The 16,559-nt window shown below is 66.8% G+C and carries 11 protein-coding genes; 9 read left to right on the top strand and 2 right to left on the bottom strand.

Annotated features, from left to right (window positions below; translation table 11 throughout):
• Window positions 1–55 precede the first annotated feature (55 nt).
• The 5 genes from ABE454_RS08060 to mce are packed head-to-tail and all read left to right on the top strand — an operon-like array spanning window position 56 to window position 7,544.
• Window positions 56–1,591: an acyl-CoA carboxylase subunit beta gene (locus ABE454_RS08060; RefSeq protein ID WP_346530752.1), complete on the top strand. Its 1,536-nt coding sequence runs from the start codon at window positions 56–58 to the stop codon at window positions 1,589–1,591.
• A gap of 9 nt (window positions 1,592–1,600) precedes the next feature.
• Complete coding sequence (locus ABE454_RS08055) at window positions 1,601–3,577, top strand: acetyl/propionyl/methylcrotonyl-CoA carboxylase subunit alpha (protein ID WP_346530751.1); 1,977 nt, start codon at window positions 1,601–1,603, stop codon at window positions 3,575–3,577.
• Window positions 3,578–4,957: a methylmalonyl-CoA mutase family protein gene (locus ABE454_RS08050; RefSeq protein WP_346530750.1), complete on the top strand. Its 1,380-nt coding sequence runs from the start codon at window positions 3,578–3,580 to the stop codon at window positions 4,955–4,957. It abuts the gene before it with no gap.
• Window positions 4,954–7,125: a methylmalonyl-CoA mutase gene (gene scpA / locus ABE454_RS08045; protein ID WP_346530749.1), complete on the top strand. Its 2,172-nt coding sequence runs from the start codon at window positions 4,954–4,956 to the stop codon at window positions 7,123–7,125. The genes ABE454_RS08050 and scpA overlap by 4 nt, the downstream gene beginning before the upstream one ends.
• The gene (gene mce / locus ABE454_RS08040) at window positions 7,122–7,544 is read left to right on the top strand and encodes a methylmalonyl-CoA epimerase (protein WP_024353133.1); all 423 of its coding nucleotides are present in this window, start codon (window positions 7,122–7,124) and stop codon (window positions 7,542–7,544) included. Before scpA ends, mce begins: the two co-directional genes overlap by 4 nt.
• A gap of 296 nt (window positions 7,545–7,840) precedes the next feature.
• Here mce and ABE454_RS08035 read toward each other — a convergent pair whose 3' ends face one another.
• The gene (locus ABE454_RS08035; RefSeq protein WP_346530748.1) at window positions 7,841–10,579 is read right to left on the bottom strand and encodes a TonB-dependent receptor; all 2,739 of its coding nucleotides are present in this window, start codon (window positions 10,577–10,579) and stop codon (window positions 7,841–7,843) included.
• A gap of 237 nt (window positions 10,580–10,816) precedes the next feature.
• Window positions 10,817–12,937, bottom strand: a complete 2,121-nt coding sequence (locus ABE454_RS08030) for a TonB-dependent receptor domain-containing protein (protein ID WP_346530746.1) — start codon at window positions 12,935–12,937, stop codon at window positions 10,817–10,819.
• A 139-nt stretch (window positions 12,938–13,076) separates the two neighbouring features.
• Here ABE454_RS08030 and ABE454_RS08025 point away from each other — a divergent pair, with 139 nt between their 5' ends.
• From ABE454_RS08025 to tdh, 4 genes are read left to right on the top strand one after another with little or no spacing between them, the layout of a single operon-like run.
• Window positions 13,077–13,952, top strand: coding sequence for a DUF4232 domain-containing protein (locus ABE454_RS08025; protein ID WP_346530745.1), 876 nt, complete (start codon window positions 13,077–13,079; stop codon window positions 13,950–13,952).
• Window positions 13,953–14,003: 51 nt separating this feature from the next.
• Entirely contained in the window at window positions 14,004–15,194 is a 1,191-nt protein-coding gene (locus ABE454_RS08020) for a glycine C-acetyltransferase (RefSeq protein ID WP_346530744.1), read from the top strand.
• A gap of 11 nt (window positions 15,195–15,205) precedes the next feature.
• Window positions 15,206–15,505, top strand: a complete 300-nt coding sequence (locus ABE454_RS08015; RefSeq protein WP_346530742.1) for a barstar family protein — start codon at window positions 15,206–15,208, stop codon at window positions 15,503–15,505.
• 4 nt (window positions 15,506–15,509) lie between these two features.
• A complete protein-coding gene (tdh, locus tag ABE454_RS08010) occupies window positions 15,510–16,556 on the top strand; it encodes an L-threonine 3-dehydrogenase (RefSeq protein WP_430825927.1) in 1,047 nt (348 codons plus the stop codon).
• Window positions 16,557–16,559: the final 3 nt, after the last annotated feature.

Raw genomic sequence — 16,559 nt, 5'->3', positions numbered from 1 at the left:
TTTCACAACCAAGCGGCTTGTTGGACCCTGAACGAAGTCAGGGAGTCGCCCAACCATGAGCCAGGCCATCCTCGAGGAGCTCGAGCGCCGCCGCGCCGCCGCCAAGCTGGGCGGGGGCGAGAAGCGCATCGCAAGCCAGCACGCCAAGGGCAAGCTGACCGCCCGTGAGCGTATTGGCGTCCTGCTGGACGAAGGCTCCTTCGAAGAGACCGACATGTTCGTGGAGCACCGCAGCCACGATTTCGGGATGCAGGATCAGCGCATCCCCGGCGACGGCGTCGTCACCGGGCGCGGCACGATCAACGGCCGTCTGGTCTATGTCTTCTCGAAGGACTTCACGGTGTTCGGCGGTTCGCTGTCGGGCGCCCACGCGGCCAAGATCGTCAAGATCCAGAAGATGGCCCTGACGGCTGGCGCGCCGATCATCGGCCTGTTCGACGCCGGCGGCGCGCGCATTCAGGAAGGGGTGGAGTCGCTGGCCGGTTACGCCGACATCTTCCTGCAGAACACCCTGGCCTCGGGCGTCATCCCGCAGATTTCGGTCATCATGGGCCCGTGCGCGGGCGGCGACGTCTATTCGCCCGCCATCACCGACTTCATCTTCATGGTGAAGGACACCTCATACATGTATGTGACCGGCCCCGACGTGGTGAAGACCGTCACCAACGAGGTCGTCAGCCACGAGGATCTGGGCGGCGCCCGCGTCCATGCGGGCAAGTCGGGCGTCGCCGACGGCGCCTTCGAGAACGATCTGGAGGCCCTGTCGGAGGTGCGCCGCCTGATCGGCTTCCTGCCCCTGTCGAACCGCGAGACGCCGCCGGTCCGCGAAACCTATGACGAGCCGGATCGCGACGAGGCCTCGCTGGACACCCTGGTCCCGGCCAATCCGAACCAGCCCTATGACATGAAGGAACTGATCCTGAAGACGGTCGACGAGGCCGACTTCTTCGAGATCGGCGCCGACTTCGCCAAGAACATCATCTGCGGCTTCGGCCGTCTGGATGGCCAGCCGGTCGGCATCGTCGGCAACCAGCCGCAGACGCTGGCGGGCGTGCTGGACATCGACAGCAGCCGCAAGGCCGCGCGCTTCGTCCGCTTCTGCGACGCCTTCCACATCCCGCTGGTGACGTTCGTGGACGTGCCGGGCTTCATGCCGGGCACGAAGCAAGAGTACGGCGCCCTGATCAAGCACGGCGCCAAGCTGCTGTTCGCCTATGCCGAGGCCACGGTGCCCAAGCTGACGGTCATCACGCGCAAGGCCTATGGCGGCGCCTATGACGTCATGAGCTCCAAGCACCTGCGCGGCGACGTCAATTACGCCTGGCCCACCGCCGAGATCGCGGTCATGGGCGCCAAGGGCGCGGTCGAGATCATCTTCCGCAAGGAAGCCGGCGACCCCGAGGCCCTGGCGGCGCGCGAAGCCGAATACAAGGACCGCTTCGCCAACCCCTTCGTGGCGGCCGGCCTCGGCTACATCGACGACGTCATCATGCCCCACGGCACCCGCCGTCGCCTGATCAAGGCGCTGAAGACGCTGAAGAACAAGACCCAGGAAAATCCCTGGAAGAAGCACGACAACATCCCGCTGTAAGGCCCAGAAATGTTTGATAAAATTCTGATCGCCAACCGGGGCGAGATTGCGGTTCGCGTTATCAAGACCTGCCGTCGCATGGGCATCAAGACGGTGGTCGTCTACTCCGACGCCGACGCCGGGTCGCTGGCCTGCGAGATGGCGGATGAGACGGTTCACATCGGCCCGTCGCCCGCCGCCCAGTCCTATCTGATCCAGGACAAGATCGTGGACGCCGTGAAGCAGACGGGGGCGCAGGCCGTGCACCCCGGCTTCGGCTTCCTGTCGGAAAACGCCGGGTTTGCGCGGCGGCTGAAGGCCGAGGGCATCGCCTTCATCGGGCCGAACCCCGAGGCGATCGACGCCATGGGCGACAAGATCACGTCCAAGAAGTTCGCGGCCGAGGCGGGCGTCTCGACCGTGCCGGGCCACATGGGCCTGATCGAAACGCCGGACGAGGCGGTGAAGATCGCGCGTGAGATCGGCTATCCGGTGATGATCAAGGCGTCGGCCGGGGGCGGGGGCAAGGGCATCCGCGTCGCCCATTCGGACGACGACATGGCCGAGGGCTTCGCCGCCGTGAAGGCCGAGGCGCTGAACGCCTTCGGCGACGACCGCGTCTTCCTCGAGAAGTTCATCGTCGACCCGCGCCACATCGAGATTCAGGTGCTGGGCGACAAACACGGCAACGTCATCCACCTGTTCGAGCGGGAGTGCTCGATCCAGCGCCGCAACCAGAAGGTCATCGAAGAGGCGCCGTCGCCCCTGCTGGACGAGGCGACCCGCGCCGCCATGGGGGCGCAGGCCGTCGCGCTTGCCAAGGCGGTGAACTATGACTCGGCGGGCACCGTCGAGTTCGTCGCCGGTCAGGACAAGTCGTTCTTCTTCCTTGAGATGAACACCCGTCTGCAGGTCGAGCATCCGGTGACGGAGCTGATCACCGGCGTCGATCTGGTCGAGCAGATGATCCGCTCGGCCTGGGGCGAGCAACTGGCGATTAAACAGGACGACCTGTCGATCAACGGCTGGGCCATCGAGAGCCGCATCTACGCCGAAGACCCCTATCGCGGCTTCCTGCCGTCGATCGGCCGTCTGGTGCGCTATGAGCAGCCGGAAGAGGGCGATCAGGGCGACTATACGGTCCGCAATGACTCGGGCGTTCGCGAGGGCGACGAGATCAGCATGTTCTACGACCCCATGATCGCCAAGCTGTGCGCCTGGGGCGAGACGCGCGACGACGCCGTGCGCGGCATGGCCCGCGCGCTGGAGGACACCCATCTGGCGGGGCTGGGCCACAATGTACCCTTCCTGGCGGCGGTGATGGATCAGGAACGCTTCCAGTCCGGCCAACTGTCGACCAGCTACATCAAGGACGAGTTCCCCGACGGCTTCCACGGCCTGGCGCCGAGCGCTGAGCAGGTGAAGATCCTGATCGCCTCGGCCGTCGCCATGAACGAGGTCATCGCCGAACAGGACGGCGACCCCAGCGAGCGCACCGACTGGACCGTGCTGGTCGACAAGACGGCCTATGAGGTCGAGGTCGGCTATGACGAGGCCGAAGACCTGATCGTCGCCATCGACGGCGAAGAGGTCTCCCTGTCCGAGATCGACTGGCGTCCGGGCCTGTCGCTGTTCAAGGCGGTGCTGGACGACGACGCCTTCACCGCCGAGGTGAAGCGCGCCGCCGACGGTTTCGACATCCGCCACCGCGCGGCGCGGGCACGGGTGCGCGTGCTGCGTCCCGATGTGGCGCACCTGTATGCTCTGCTGCCTGAGAAGCAGGCGGCGGATACGTCCAAGCTGGTGCTGTCGCCGATGCCGGGTCTGGTGGTCGACATCCCCGTGGTCGAGGGGCAGGAGGTCAAGTCCGGCGAAACAGTCGCCATCATCGAGGCCATGAAGATGCAGAACATCCTCAAGGCCGAGCGCGACGGCAAGGTGAAGGCCGTCAAGGCCAAGGCCGGCGACCCGGTCGCCGCCGACGACGTGCTGGTGGAGTTCGAGTAAATGACCGAGTTCGCCGTCCCGAGCCCGCTGGAGTGGCGCGAAGCCGCCGTCAAGGCGCTGAAGGAGCGTCCGCTGGAGAGCCTCATCCATCTGGATGCGGACCATCTGGCGACCAAGCCCTTGTATGGGGCGGCGAACGGCGGCGAGCCGGTCTTCGCGCCCCGGCCCTCGGATTCCGAAGGTCGGGCGTGGGACGTGCGGGCGCTGAACGAGGGCGAGGACGCGGACGCCCTGAACCGCGCCATCCTGACCGATCTGGAGAACGGGGCGGCCTCCGTCCTGATCGCCGGTCCGGCAGCGACGGACGCTGTGAAGCTGGCGCGTGCGCTGGATGGCGTGGCGCTGGAGCTGGCGCCGGTGGCGCTGGACGCCGGGTTCGACGGCGTGAAGGCGGCCGAGGCCCTGTCGGCGGTTGCCAAGGGATCGCCACGCGCCAAGCTGGCCTTCCATCTCGACCCGATCTCGGCCTGCGCCGAAGCGGGCGGGGCGCCGGGCGACTTCGCGGCCCTGATGAGCGAGACGGCCAAGGCGGCGGCGACCCACGCCGCGACTTATCCCGAGGCGACGCTGTTCATGGCCTCAGGCCGCGTGGCGCATGAGGCGGGCGGCTCCATCGCGCAGGAGCTGGCCTTCGCTGCGTCGTCGGCCGTGGCCTATGTGAAGGCGGCGGTTGAAGCGGGCCTGTCGGCCGAGGCGGCGCTGAAGGGCGTGGTTCTGAGCGTCGCCGTGGACCAGACCTATTTCGACTCTCTGGCGAAGATCCGCGCCCTGCGTCTGATCTGGGCCAGCGTTTCCAAGGCGTTCGGAGCCGAGGTTCCGGCTATCATCGAGGCGCGCTCGTCGCGGCGGATGCTGTCGGCGCGCGATCCGTGGCCGAACATGCTGCGCCTGACCGCCGCCGGGTTCGCCGGGGCCGTGGGCGGGGCCGATGCGGTGGTGCTGGACGGCTTCACCCGCGCGGCGGGCCTGCCGGACGACTTCGCCAAGCGTCAGGCGCGCAACACCCAACTGATCCTGATGGAGGAGTCCAATCTGGGCCGCGTCGACGATCCGGCCAGTGGCTCCTGGTATCTGGACGCCCGCACTCGCGAACTGGCCGAGGCCGCCTGGGCCGAGTTCCAGGTCTATGAGGCCGAAGGCGGCGTCATCGCCTGTCTGGAAGGCGGGGTGATCCAGCCCCGGATCGCCCGCGCCCGCGAGATGGCTGAGAAAGCCTTCAAGGACGACGCCGCGCAGATCGTCGGCGTCACCAAATTCGTCGACCCGGACGTGCGGCCCGCGCCGGTGACGCCCGCGCCCGTCGCGCCTGCCGCTGTCGGGACATTCGAGGCGCTGGCGCCCGTGCGCTTCGCCGCCGCCTTCGAGGAGGCCGCCCAATGAGTTTCCCTGACTTCTCCAAGGTCGCCCTTGATCTGGGCGCGACCGGCGCCGGGCCGGACCGCGCGGCATGGACCACGCCCGAGGGGCTGACGGTCGAGACGGCCTATGGGGCGGATGCGCTGGACGGGCTGGACTTCATCCACGGTCTGCCGGGCTTCGCCCCCTTTGTGCGCGGGCCCTATCCGACCATGTATGCGGGCGCGCCGTGGACCATTCGCCAGTATGCGGGCTTCTCGACCGCCGAGGAGTCCAACGCCTTCTATCGTCGCAACCTGGCCGCCGGTCAGAAGGGCCTGTCGGTCGCCTTCGATCTGGCCACCCACCGGGGCTATGACAGCGACCACCCGCGGGTGAAGGGCGACGTCGGCATGGCGGGCGTGGCCATCGACAGCATTCTGGACATGCGGACCCTGTTCGACGGCATTCCGCTGGACCAGATGTCGGTGTCCATGACGATGAACGGGGCGGTGCTGCCGATCCTGGCCCTCTATGTCGTGGCGGGCGAGGAGCAGGGCGTCGACCACGCCAAGCTGACCGGGACCATTCAGAACGACATTCTGAAGGAGTTCATGGTCCGCAACACCTACATCTATCCGCCCGCGCCCTCGATGCGGATCATCGCCGATATCTTCGAATGGACGGCGAAGGAAACGCCCAAGTTCAACTCCATCTCCATCTCCGGCTATCACATGCAGGAGGCGGGGGCGTCGGCGGATATCGAACTGGCCTATACCCTGTCGGACGGGATCGAATACCTGCGCGCGGGCAAGGCGGCGGGCATGGAGATCGACCGCTTCGCGCCGCGCCTGAGCTTCTTCTGGGCCATCGGCATGAACTACTTCATGGAGGTGGCCAAGATGCGCGCCGGCCGCCTGTTGTGGGCCGAGGCGGTGAAGCGGGAAGGGGGCGTCAATCCCAAGTCCCTGTCGCTGCGGACTCACTGCCAGACCTCGGGCTGGTCGCTGGCGGCGCAGGACGTGTTCAACAATGTGCCCCGCACCATGGTCGAGTGCATGGCGGCGGCGGGCGGCCAGACGCAGAGCCTGCACACCAACGCCCTGGACGAGGCGCTGGCCCTGCCGACCGACTTCTCGGCGCGGATCGCGCGCAACACCCAGATTCTGGCGCAGGCCGAGACTGGCCTGACGCGCGTCATCGACCCGTGGGGCGGCAGCTTCTACGTCGAGCGTCTGACTCAGGAGTTGGCCACCAAGGCCCGCGCCCTGATGGAGGAGGTCGAGGCCTACGGCGGCATGGCCAAGGCCATCGAGGCGGGCATTCCCAAGCTGCGGATCGAAGAGTCCGCCGCCAAGACGCAGGCTCGCATCGACACGGGCCAGCAGACGGTCGTCGGCGTGAACAAATACCTGAACCCCGTGGTCGACGACATTCCGATGCTGAAGGTCGACAACGCCGAGGTGCGCGCCCGCCAGATCGAAAAACTGCAACGCCTGAAGGCCGAGCGGGACGAGGCGGCGACGCAAGGAGCGCTCGACGCCCTGACCGAGGGCGCGCGCGGCAATGAGAACCTGATGGAGCTGGCGGTGCGGGCGGCCCGCGCCAAGGCCACCGTCGGCGAAATCTCCGACGCGCTGGAGGCCGCCTTCGGCCGCCACATCGCCACGGTGAAGACGGTTTCGGGCGTCTACGCCAAGGAGGCGGGGAACGATCCCAAGGTCGCCCGCGCACGCGAAATGGTCGCCGCCTTCGTCGAGAACGACGGCGGCCCGCCGCGCATCCTGATCGCCAAGCTGGGCCAGGACGGCCACGACCGGGGCCAGAAGGTCGTCGCCACCGGATATGGCGACATCGGCTTCGACGTGACGGCGGGGGCGCTGTTCCAGACCCCGGCCGAGGCGGCCAAGGATGCGGTCGAGAAGAACGTCCACGCGGTCGGCGCCTCGTCACTGGCGGCGGGGCACCTGACGCTGGTGCCCGAGTTGAAGGCTGAACTGGCCAAGCTGGGCCGCGAGGACATCATGATCGTGGTCGGCGGCGTCATTCCGCCGTCGGACGTGCAGCCCCTGCTCGATATGGGCGCGGCGGCCGTCTATCCGCCCGGCTCGGTGATCGCCGACACGGCGGCCGATCTGATCGAAAAGCTGAACCAGCGCCTAGGCTACGCTCAGCCCGCGCCAGCCCAGAACATTGGGGAGACGAAGAAGTGATCGGCAATCTGAACCACGTGGGCGTCGCTACGCCCTCCATCGCCGAGTCGATCAAGCTGTATCGCGACGTGCTGGGCGCGACGAAGATCGGCGAGCCGTTCGACCTGCCCGCGCAGGGGGTGAAGGTCTGCTTCATCGACACGCCGACGGCCCAGATCGAACTGATTGAGCCGTTCGACGAGACCAGCCCGATCACCGGCTTCCTCGCCAAGAACCCCAAGGGCGGACAGCACCATGTCTGCTTTGAAGTGGCGGATATCCACGCCGCCATTGCAGAGATGCGCGCCAAGGGCGTGACCATTCTGGGCACGGGCGAGCCCCGCATCGGGGCGCACGGCACGCCGGTGGTCTTCCTGCATCCCAAGGAAATGGGCGGGGTGCTGATCGAACTGATGGAGACGCCGAAAGAGGCGCACTGAGCTCCGGTTTTGTAAACCGATGCAGACAAAAGGCCCGGTCGCGTGACCGGGCCTTTTTCATAGCTAAGCTCACCATCGGTATAGGGCGCGCCGTTTCCTTCCGCTCATCCCGGCGGACGCCGGGACCCAGTAAGTGAGCCGAACTGGGCCTGGCCGTTGAGCCGGGCGTTTTGAAGCCAAAGCACTGGATCCCGGCGTCCGCCGGGATGAGCGGAGGTGAGGGGGTGACCAATGCTCAACGCCCGTCGGCCCGCCATCATCCCCGGACCAGCGCTGGGGATGACGGAGAGCGGGGGTCAGAACAGGATCTTGCGCAGGCTGATGCGGAAGGTTCGGCCCAGCGGGTCGAGGTAGTCGGGCTGATAGGACAGCGGCGTCTCGCCCAGACCGTTCTTCACGTCCAGACGCTGGTCGAAGATGTTGTCGACGCCGACGCTGATGCGCGAGCCCTTCAGCCACGGATAGCGCGAGACCAGTCCCTCGCGCGACGACAGGTCGGCGAACAGGTTCAGGTTCACCGTCGTCAGGTCCGAGAAGGTCAGGTTGTCCGCCGCCGCCGTGCCGCCGTTGATGCGGGTGGATTCCTTCCATGTGGCGTTCAGGAAGCCGCCCATGCCGCTCTTGAAGGCGCCCATCTGCAGCTGAACCTCGTTGCGGGACTGGCCGCCGCGCGCGCCGACGGCCGAGCCGTCCAGCAGGTCCAGCACCGGCAGACCGTCGCGGATCGTGATCTCATCCTGCATTCTGTAGGTGTGGTACAGGGAGACGTTGAAACGCCCCTGACCGGGCTGCATGCCGCCGCCGCTGGAGCGCATGCGAGGGGCGCCGCCCGACGGGGGGCCGCCCGCGTTGTGGCCGCCGCCCGGAGGCGGGCCGCCTTCGGTCCGGATCATGACGGGCGCGCCGCCGGGGCCTCCCGGTCCGCGTGCGCCGCTGTTGCGGGCGTTCATGCGCTCCATGGCGACCGGATCGGGCTTGCCGAAGGCTGTCGAGAAGTTCAGGCCCCAGCGGATTTCCTGCTGCTCGGCCTTTTTGAAGTTCAGAGGCCGGGCGTCGATCGACAGCAGGACGCCGTCGTTGTCGCGCACAAAGCGCTCGGGCAGGGCGGCTTCCAGTTCAGGCGTGATGGTCGGGAAGGAGGCGATGGAGCCTTCCGTTTCGGTGCGGGTGTAGCCGGCCGTCAGCCGCAGGTCATGGTCCTTCAACGGCGTCAGGTTGAAGCCCAGCTTCAGCACCCGCTTGGTCTCTTCGGACAGGTTGGAGTTGCCGCCCTCGATACGGACGATGTTGACCGACTGACCGGTGGCGAAGTCGTAGACGGGCACGTTCGGCGTCGACAGCGTCGGGTCGTTCAACTGCGACATCGACGGGGCCTTCTGCTCGTCGGCCCAGCTGGCGGTGAAGTTGATCTTCTCCCACGGCGACCAGTTCAGCCCGACGGTATAGGCCGACAGGCCGCCGAAGTCGGACAGGTCTTCGTAGGCCAGATTCAGGTTCGCCGACAGGTCGCCCAGGACGCTCAGAACCTCGCGGTCGCGGCTGGCGATGGGCAGGTTGAAGTTGCCCGAGGCGCTGGTCCGGTCGCGCGACAGGGAGCGCTCGGTGAAGGTGCTGGTCTGCGTCAGTTCCGAGAAGCGCAGCGTCTCGGAATCCAGCGACTGGGTGTCGAAGCCGACCTTGAAGGTCGAGGACAGCGGCCCGGCGGGGCCTTCCCACGGCTTGCCGTTGATGACGCCTTCGATGTTCGTCTTGCTGGAGATTGAGCGCGCCGTGTCGATCGGATTGACGGGCAGGGCGCCCAGATCGCCGAAGGGGTCGATAGTCCCCGCTGTCACGCCGGTCTGAAGCGACGAGAAGTTGAGGCCGCGTCCGGTCTTTGTGTCGGTCTCTGTGCGGTCATAGCCGCCGCTGACGGTCCAGCGCCAGTCGCCCAGATAGCCGTCGACCAGGAAGCCCAGCTGGCCCGACAGGGTGTCCGTCTTGCGCGAGAGGGCGCCGGGCGCGTCGACATAGCGGTGCAGCAGCACCTCGTCGGCGAAGGGCGAATAGGGGCTGTTGGACGGGACATTCAGGGTGACGCCCGGCAGGCCCATATAGGAGAAGCTGGTGGTGTCCTTCAGCTCGCCGCTGAGGGTCAGGGACATCGTCTGGTTCAGATCGCGCACGATCGAGCCGGAGATGGAGGGGTTCTCACGCTTGGGCGACAGGGTGCGATAGGCGGTCAGGTCGCCGGTGCGTGCGCCCAGACCGAAGTCGGACAGGGCCGCGCCGCCCGCTGCGCCCGCGCCGACCGAGGCGATATCCGCCTGCTGGCCCAGCAGGGCGGACAGGGCGGGGTCGATCTCGCCGCCGCCGGGCGCGGTGACATTGCCCATCAGGTCATAGGGCAGGCCGCCCGCCGCGCTGCGGTCGATGTTGCGTTCGGTCTCGAACAGAGGGCTGTCGTGCTGGTATTTCAGATCCATCGTCCAGCGCTGCTTGCCGGCGATGCGCAGGACGTTGTTATCGATCTGGCTGGAGGTGCGGCCGCCCTGATCGGGACGGCGGACAGTGACCTGGGTGGTCAGCGAGCGGAAGTCCGCCTTCAGCACGAAGTTCACCACGCGCTGATCGGCGGTGTAGCCATAGGAAAGGGCGGTCTCTTCGGGCAGGATTTCGGTGCGCTCGATGGCCTCGGGCGGGATGCCGTGAATCTCGCGGAAGCCCGAGATGCGCCGACCGTTGACCAGGAAGACCGGAGAGCCGCCGCGCGAACTGCGCGTCATCGGCTCCAGCAGGGTCATCAGCTCTTCGATGCTGCTGGCGCCATAGGCCTTGATCTGTTCCTCATCGAGGGTGAACTCGGGCTCATAGTCGCCCAGAGCGGCGCCGCGGCGGCTGGTGGTGACAGCCTCCAGCGTGCCCAGGTCGATCGAGCCTTCGTCGATCTCGGCCTGCGGGATCGGGCCGGAGGTCTGGGTGGGCGTGGTCTGAGGCGCCGCTTCCGCAGGCGCGGACAGGGAGGCGAGGGCGAACAGCAAGGCGACTGGCGACATGACGGGTCCTGGGGGCGAAAACGGAGAGACGCACGTTCGCGACCGACGCCCTGTCCCGTCGACCGCATCAGATTGGATAAAGAACGATGTGCGCCGAAAAGGGGCGCGTTTCATTCCTTTGGATTAAACTCCTGTAATAAGGGGCTTAGTCCTGTCCGAACCGACAAGAGACAAACGAACGAAGGGGCGCAATCCGTCGGATTGCGCCCCTCATTTTTTCGTAGCGATGTAAAAAACCTAGAAGCGGGCGCGCACGCCCACCGTCAGATTACGCCCGCGCAGGGGCGCCGTCTCGGCCAGGAAGGAGGCGTGGTTGAACGCCTTTTCGTCCAGCAGATTGGTCCCGCGCACGAAGATCTGCGAGCGCACCGGCCCCAGATCGACGTCATAGGAGACGGTGGCGTTGACCATGTCATAGCCCGGCGTCTTCGTTTCAAAGGCGGCGATGTCGGACTGTTTGAAGGTGTGGGCGTATTCGACATCGCCCGACCACGGGCCGTGGAAGGCCTCCAGCCGCGCGCCCGCCCGCGCCGCCGGGATGCGGGGCAGGTTGCCGCCATCGCCTTTCAGCTCGCCACGCACATAGTCGCCGAACACCGTGCCCGACAGCCAGGAGGTGAACTGTTGGCTTAGCTCCCCTTCAAGGCCGGTGAAGGTGGCGTCGGCCTGGCTGTAACGGATCAGGCGGAAGTCTTCATACTGATCCAGCGTCCGGGCGAAGATGTAGTCGTCATAGACATAGTGATAGGCGCTGACCGATCCGGTCAGGGCGCCTTCGGTCTTGCGCAGGGTCAGTTCGATCGAGTTGGCGGTTTCGATGTTCAGGCCGACGTCGCCGATCTCATAGGTGTTGGTCGCCAGGTGGACGCCGTCGGCATACAGTTCCTGAGCCGAAGGCGCGCGTTGCGAGCGTGACAGCGACACGGCGCCGGTCCAGCCCGGCATGAAGTGCCACACCGCCGCGCCCGAGACCGAGAAGGGCTTGTGCTCGACATCGGCCAGACCGAGGGCCGAGGCCTCCTGCCACTCCTGACGCAGGGCGCCTTCCAGGTGCCACAGGCCGATCTCGTATTCCTCCATCACGAACAGGCCGGTGTTCTTGGTCGTGCTGGGGGCCAGGAAGCTTTCGACGCCGGTGGCGGCGAAATCGCTCTTGCTCAACTGCAGGCCGACGACGCCGCGGAAGCCCGCGATCTCGCGGTGCTGGGCTTCGAGGCGGCCGTCATAGCCCCGGTTGGTGAAGGTGGTGGAGATCTCGCCGTGATCCAGTTCGTCGTGGCGATAGTCGGTGTAACCGGCGCGCAGGCGCACGTTCTCGATGCCGGGCAGCGGGTCGCGCAGTTCGCCGCGCACATCGACCCGGCGGCTCTTCAGGCGCACTTCGGGCGCGTCATGCTCATGGTCGTGATCGTGATCATGCCCGTGATCGTGGTCATGGTCGTGTCCGTCGTCATGGCCGTGGGCGCCGCAGTGCAGTTCCTCGCCGTGCGGGTGGCAGCCCTCATATTCATGGGTATGGCCCGCCAGACCATAGCGGCTGGTCTGTTCGGTATAGGCCGCGCCCAGATAGCCGCGCGAGCCGATCCATGAGGCGCCCAGCGTTCCCGTCGAGGTGTCGTTATAGGAGCCGTTCAGGCGCCCGCCGTCCCAGTCGGGCACTTTATAGTCGTCGCTGCGACGCGCCGCCGCCTCGACGCGGAAGGCCAGATTGCCGCCGCCGACCGTCATGCCGACGACGCCCGCTTCTTCGTTGTCGACCGAGCCGCGACGGTATTCTGCCACGCCCTCGCCGCCGTTGGCGGGGATGCGGGTCGGAATCTTCTTGTCCAGCAGATTGACCGCGCCGCCGATGGCGCCGCCGCCGTAAAGCAGGGCGGCCGGACCGCGCAGGATCTCGATGCCCTCCAGCAGCATGGGCTCGCCCGAGACGGCGTGGTCGGGCGACACCTCGGAGGCGTCCATCAGACCGGCGCCTTCGCTCAGCACCTTGACGCGGGGCGAGGCCTGACCGCGCACCACCGGGCGACTGGCGCCGCCGCCGAAGGTGTCGGAGTTGACGCCGGGAATGCTGCTGAGGGTGTCGCCCAGCGTCGACTGGCGCCGGTGAACCAGATCATCGCCGCTGAGCAGGGCGACGTGGCTGCCGACATCATCGCCCGCCCGGCCCAGCGGCAGGGCGCGCACGACGACTTCGTCCACCTCATAGGCGTCGCGGGGCGTGTGATCATGCGGATCACCCGGCGACTGGCGCTGGATGGCGTCTGCCGCAACGTCTGCGGCCATGGCGGGCGCGGCGACGCCCAGGCTGGTCAGCGCCGCCGCCCCCGCGGCGGTCAGCAGAAAGGTCTGAAATCGCATGTCACGCACCCCCGATACATTTGCGGAGGTTTTGATATGTTATAGTGTATCAGACCGCAACTGCTTCTTGCGATTTCCCTCAAGGGCGCTTTTGCCTATCGTGCAAGGATGCAACAGCAACGCGAATCCTGAGGGCCCCATGAAACGATCCGCTACCGTCCTCACCACCTGTCTGGCCCTGACGGTCGCCGCCTGTTCGCGCGACAAGGCGCCCGAGCCGACCTCGCCGATCGAGGCCCCCGCCGCAGCCAACGCCGTCGCCGTCGGCTATGCTTGTGAGAGCGGCCGGACCATCGCCGTCTCCTATCCCGACGATCAGACGGCGCGGGTGCGCTATGAGGGCAAGGACTATCTGCTGACCAGCGCGGTGGCGGCCAGCGGCGCCCGCTATAAGGGCGAGGGGCTGGAATGGCACGTCGCCGGGCGCGGCGAACAGGAAGGCGGCATCCTCAGCCGCATCGGCGACGGCACGGCCGCACCGGGCAAGGCGCCGACGGTGATCGAACGCTGCAGCCGTCCGGTCGCCGCCGCCGCCCCTCCCCCTGCGGGCGCGCCCTGCGCCTCTTCGGACCTGCGGCTGACGGTCGTGGGCGGAGATGCAGGCATGGGCCATCGCCTGACGACGCTGGCGCTGCGCAACGCGGGCGCGGCCGCCTGCACCATGACGGGCTATCCGCAGGTGGTGCTGCTGGATGACGACGGGCAGGCGCTGAGCAGCGTTCGTTCGAAGAACACGCCGGGCAATTATTTCGCGCAGGGGCAGGCGCCGACGGCGGTTGAACTGCGTCCGCAACAGAACGCCTATTTCGATCTGGCCTGGTCCGTTATGCCGCAGGATGATGAAAATGATACGGGCTGCCCCTCGGCCAAGACGGTGCGCGTCACGGCGCCGGGCGCGACCGGCGCGGTCGCCCTGTCGCTGGCCTTCACCCCCTGCGGCGGCAAGGTCGACGTCAGCCCTGTGCGGCCGGTCGCCGACGCATCCGAGGGGGCGACGGCGAGGGCGGGTCAGTAGGGCTTCAAACCGGCCCGAATTCAGCGTAGCGGAGCAGGTATGATCCAAGATATGAACCAGGCTTTCTACGACCGCGTCTCTGCCGAACTGGCCGATATCGACGCCCAGGGGCTGACCAAGCCCGAGCGTGTCATCGCCTCGCGTCAGGGGCCGGTGATTTCGGTCAACGGGCGCGATGTGCTGAACTTCTGCGCCAACAACTATCTGGGCCTGGCGGGCGACGAGCGCGTCACCCAGGCCGGCATCAGGGCGCAGGAAAAGTGGGGCGCGGGCACGGCCTCGGTGCGCTTCATCTGCGGCACGCTGGAGATCCACAAGGAGCTGGAGCGCGCGATTGCCGACTATCTCGGCTTTGAGGACGCCATCCTGTTCGCCGCCGCCTTCGACGCCAATGGCGGCATCTTCGAGCCTCTGTTCGGGGCCGAGGACGCCATCGTCTCGGACAGCCTGAACCATGCCTCCATCATCGACGGCGTGCGTCTGTCGAAGGCCCAGCGCTACCGCTTCGCCAACTCGGACATGGCCGATCTGGAGGCCAAACTGAAAGAGGCGCGCGCCGCCGGGGCGCGCAACATCATCATCGCCACCGACGGCGCCTTCTCGATGGACGGCTACATCGGCAAGATCGACCAGATCCGCGCCCTGGCTGACCAGTATCAGGCCCTGATCATGGTTGACGACTGCCACGCGACCGGCTTCCTGGGCGACAGGGGCAAGGGCTCGTTTGCGCACTGCGGGGTTGAGGTCGACTTCGTCACCGGCACCTTCGGCAAGGCGCTGGGCGGGGCGATGGGCGGCTTCATCTGCGCCCGGTCGAACGTGGTGGAACTGCTGAAGCAGCGGGCGCGGCCCTATCTGTTTTCGAACGCTCTGGCGCCGTCCGTGTGCGGATCGTCGCTGGAGGCCATCCGCATCGCTGCGGGGGATGAGGGCGACAAGCTGCGCGCCCAGTTGTTCGCCAATGCTACGCGTTTCCGTTCGGCCATGGCGGAGGCGGGCTTCGACCTGCTGCCGGGCGAGCATCCGATCATTCCGGTCATGCTGGGCGACGCCAAGCTGGCGCAGGACATGGCGGCGCGGCTGCTGGAGCTGGGCGTCTATGTCATCGGGTTCAGCTTCCCGGTGGTGCCGCGCGGTCAGGCCCGCATCCGCACCCAGATGTCGGCGGCCCATACCTTTGAACAGATCGACGCCGCCGTGGCCGCCTTCACCCAGGCGGGCAGGGAACTGGGGGTCATCTGACGGAGACGAGCATGGAGGTCGTGCTGGACGGTCGCCGTATCCGCAGCCGTGACGACTTCTATGCGCAGATCGAGCGGATCGAGGGCGTGCCCGACTGGTTCGGGCGCAATCTTGACGCCCTGTTCGATCTGGTGCTGGCGGTCCTGCCCGGGCCGCTGACGGTCCGCTGGACCCACGCGGAGGTTTCGGCCGAAGCGATGAGCGCGGACTTCGGCATTGTCGTCGGCGTCTTGCGCGATGCCGAGGAAGCGCCGAAATCAGGCTTCAGACTGCGCCTGTGCAAGGGCGCGACAACAGAGTTCAGGGAGTAGGCTGATGGCGGATATGATGAAGGCTCTGGCCAAGACGAAACCGGCCGAGGGGCTGGAACTGATCGATGCGCCCATTCCCGTCGCGGGCGATGAGGATGTGCTGATCAAGGTGCATCGCACCGCCGTCTGCGGCACCGACATCCACATCTGGAACTGGGACGAGTGGTCCCAGAAGAACGTGCCCGTGCCGATGATCACCGGGCATGAGTTCTCGGGCGAGATCGTCGCCATCGGCAAGGACGTGGACCGCCGCCTGAAGGTCGGACAGCGCGTCTCGGCCGAGGGGCACGTCATCGACCTGAACTCCGAGGCGGCCCGCGCCGGTCACTTCCATCTGGACCCCGACACGCGCGGCATCGGCGTGAACCGTCAGGGCGCATTCGCCGAATATGTCGTGGCCCCGGCCTTCAACGTCATCGAGCTGCCGGACGAGGTGCCGTATGAGATCGGCTCGATCCTCGATCCATTCGGCAACGCCGTGCATACGGCGCAGCAGTTCGATCTGCTGGGTGAGGACGTCATCGTCACCGGCGCCGGCCCCATCGGCATGATGGCCGCCGCCGTGGCGCGTCATGCAGGCGCGCGCACCGTGGTCCTGACGGATATCAACGACTTCCGACTGGAACTTGCGCAGAAGGTTGCGCCCGGCATCCGCGCCGTGAACACGACCAAGGAAGACCTGCGCGACGTCATGCACGAGCTGGGCCTGAAGGTCGGCTTTGACGTGGCGCTGGAAATGTCGGGTTCGCCCATCGCCTTCAAACAGTGCGTCGACACTCTGATCATGGGCGGCGGCATGGCCATGCTGGGCATTCCCAGCAAGCCGATGGAGACGGACTGGGGCGCGATCATCCTGAAGGCCCTGACCATCAAGGGCGTCTATGGGCGCGAGATGTTCACCACCTGGCGCAAGATGCTGGGCCTGCTGAAGGCCGGTCTGGACCTGTCGCCGCTGATCACCCACCAGATGCCCTATCAGGACTTCGAAGCGGGCTTTGAGGCCATGAAGTCGGGCAAGTCGGGCAAGGTCGTGCTGAACTGGGCCGACTGAGCG

Origin of the sequence: Brevundimonas diminuta (assembly GCF_039673845.1) — a bacterium.
GTDB lineage: Bacteria > Pseudomonadota > Alphaproteobacteria > Caulobacterales > Caulobacteraceae > Brevundimonas > Brevundimonas diminuta_E.
Note: the sequence above shows the minus strand (reverse complement) of the source record. Positions and strands in the feature narration are given on the sequence as shown.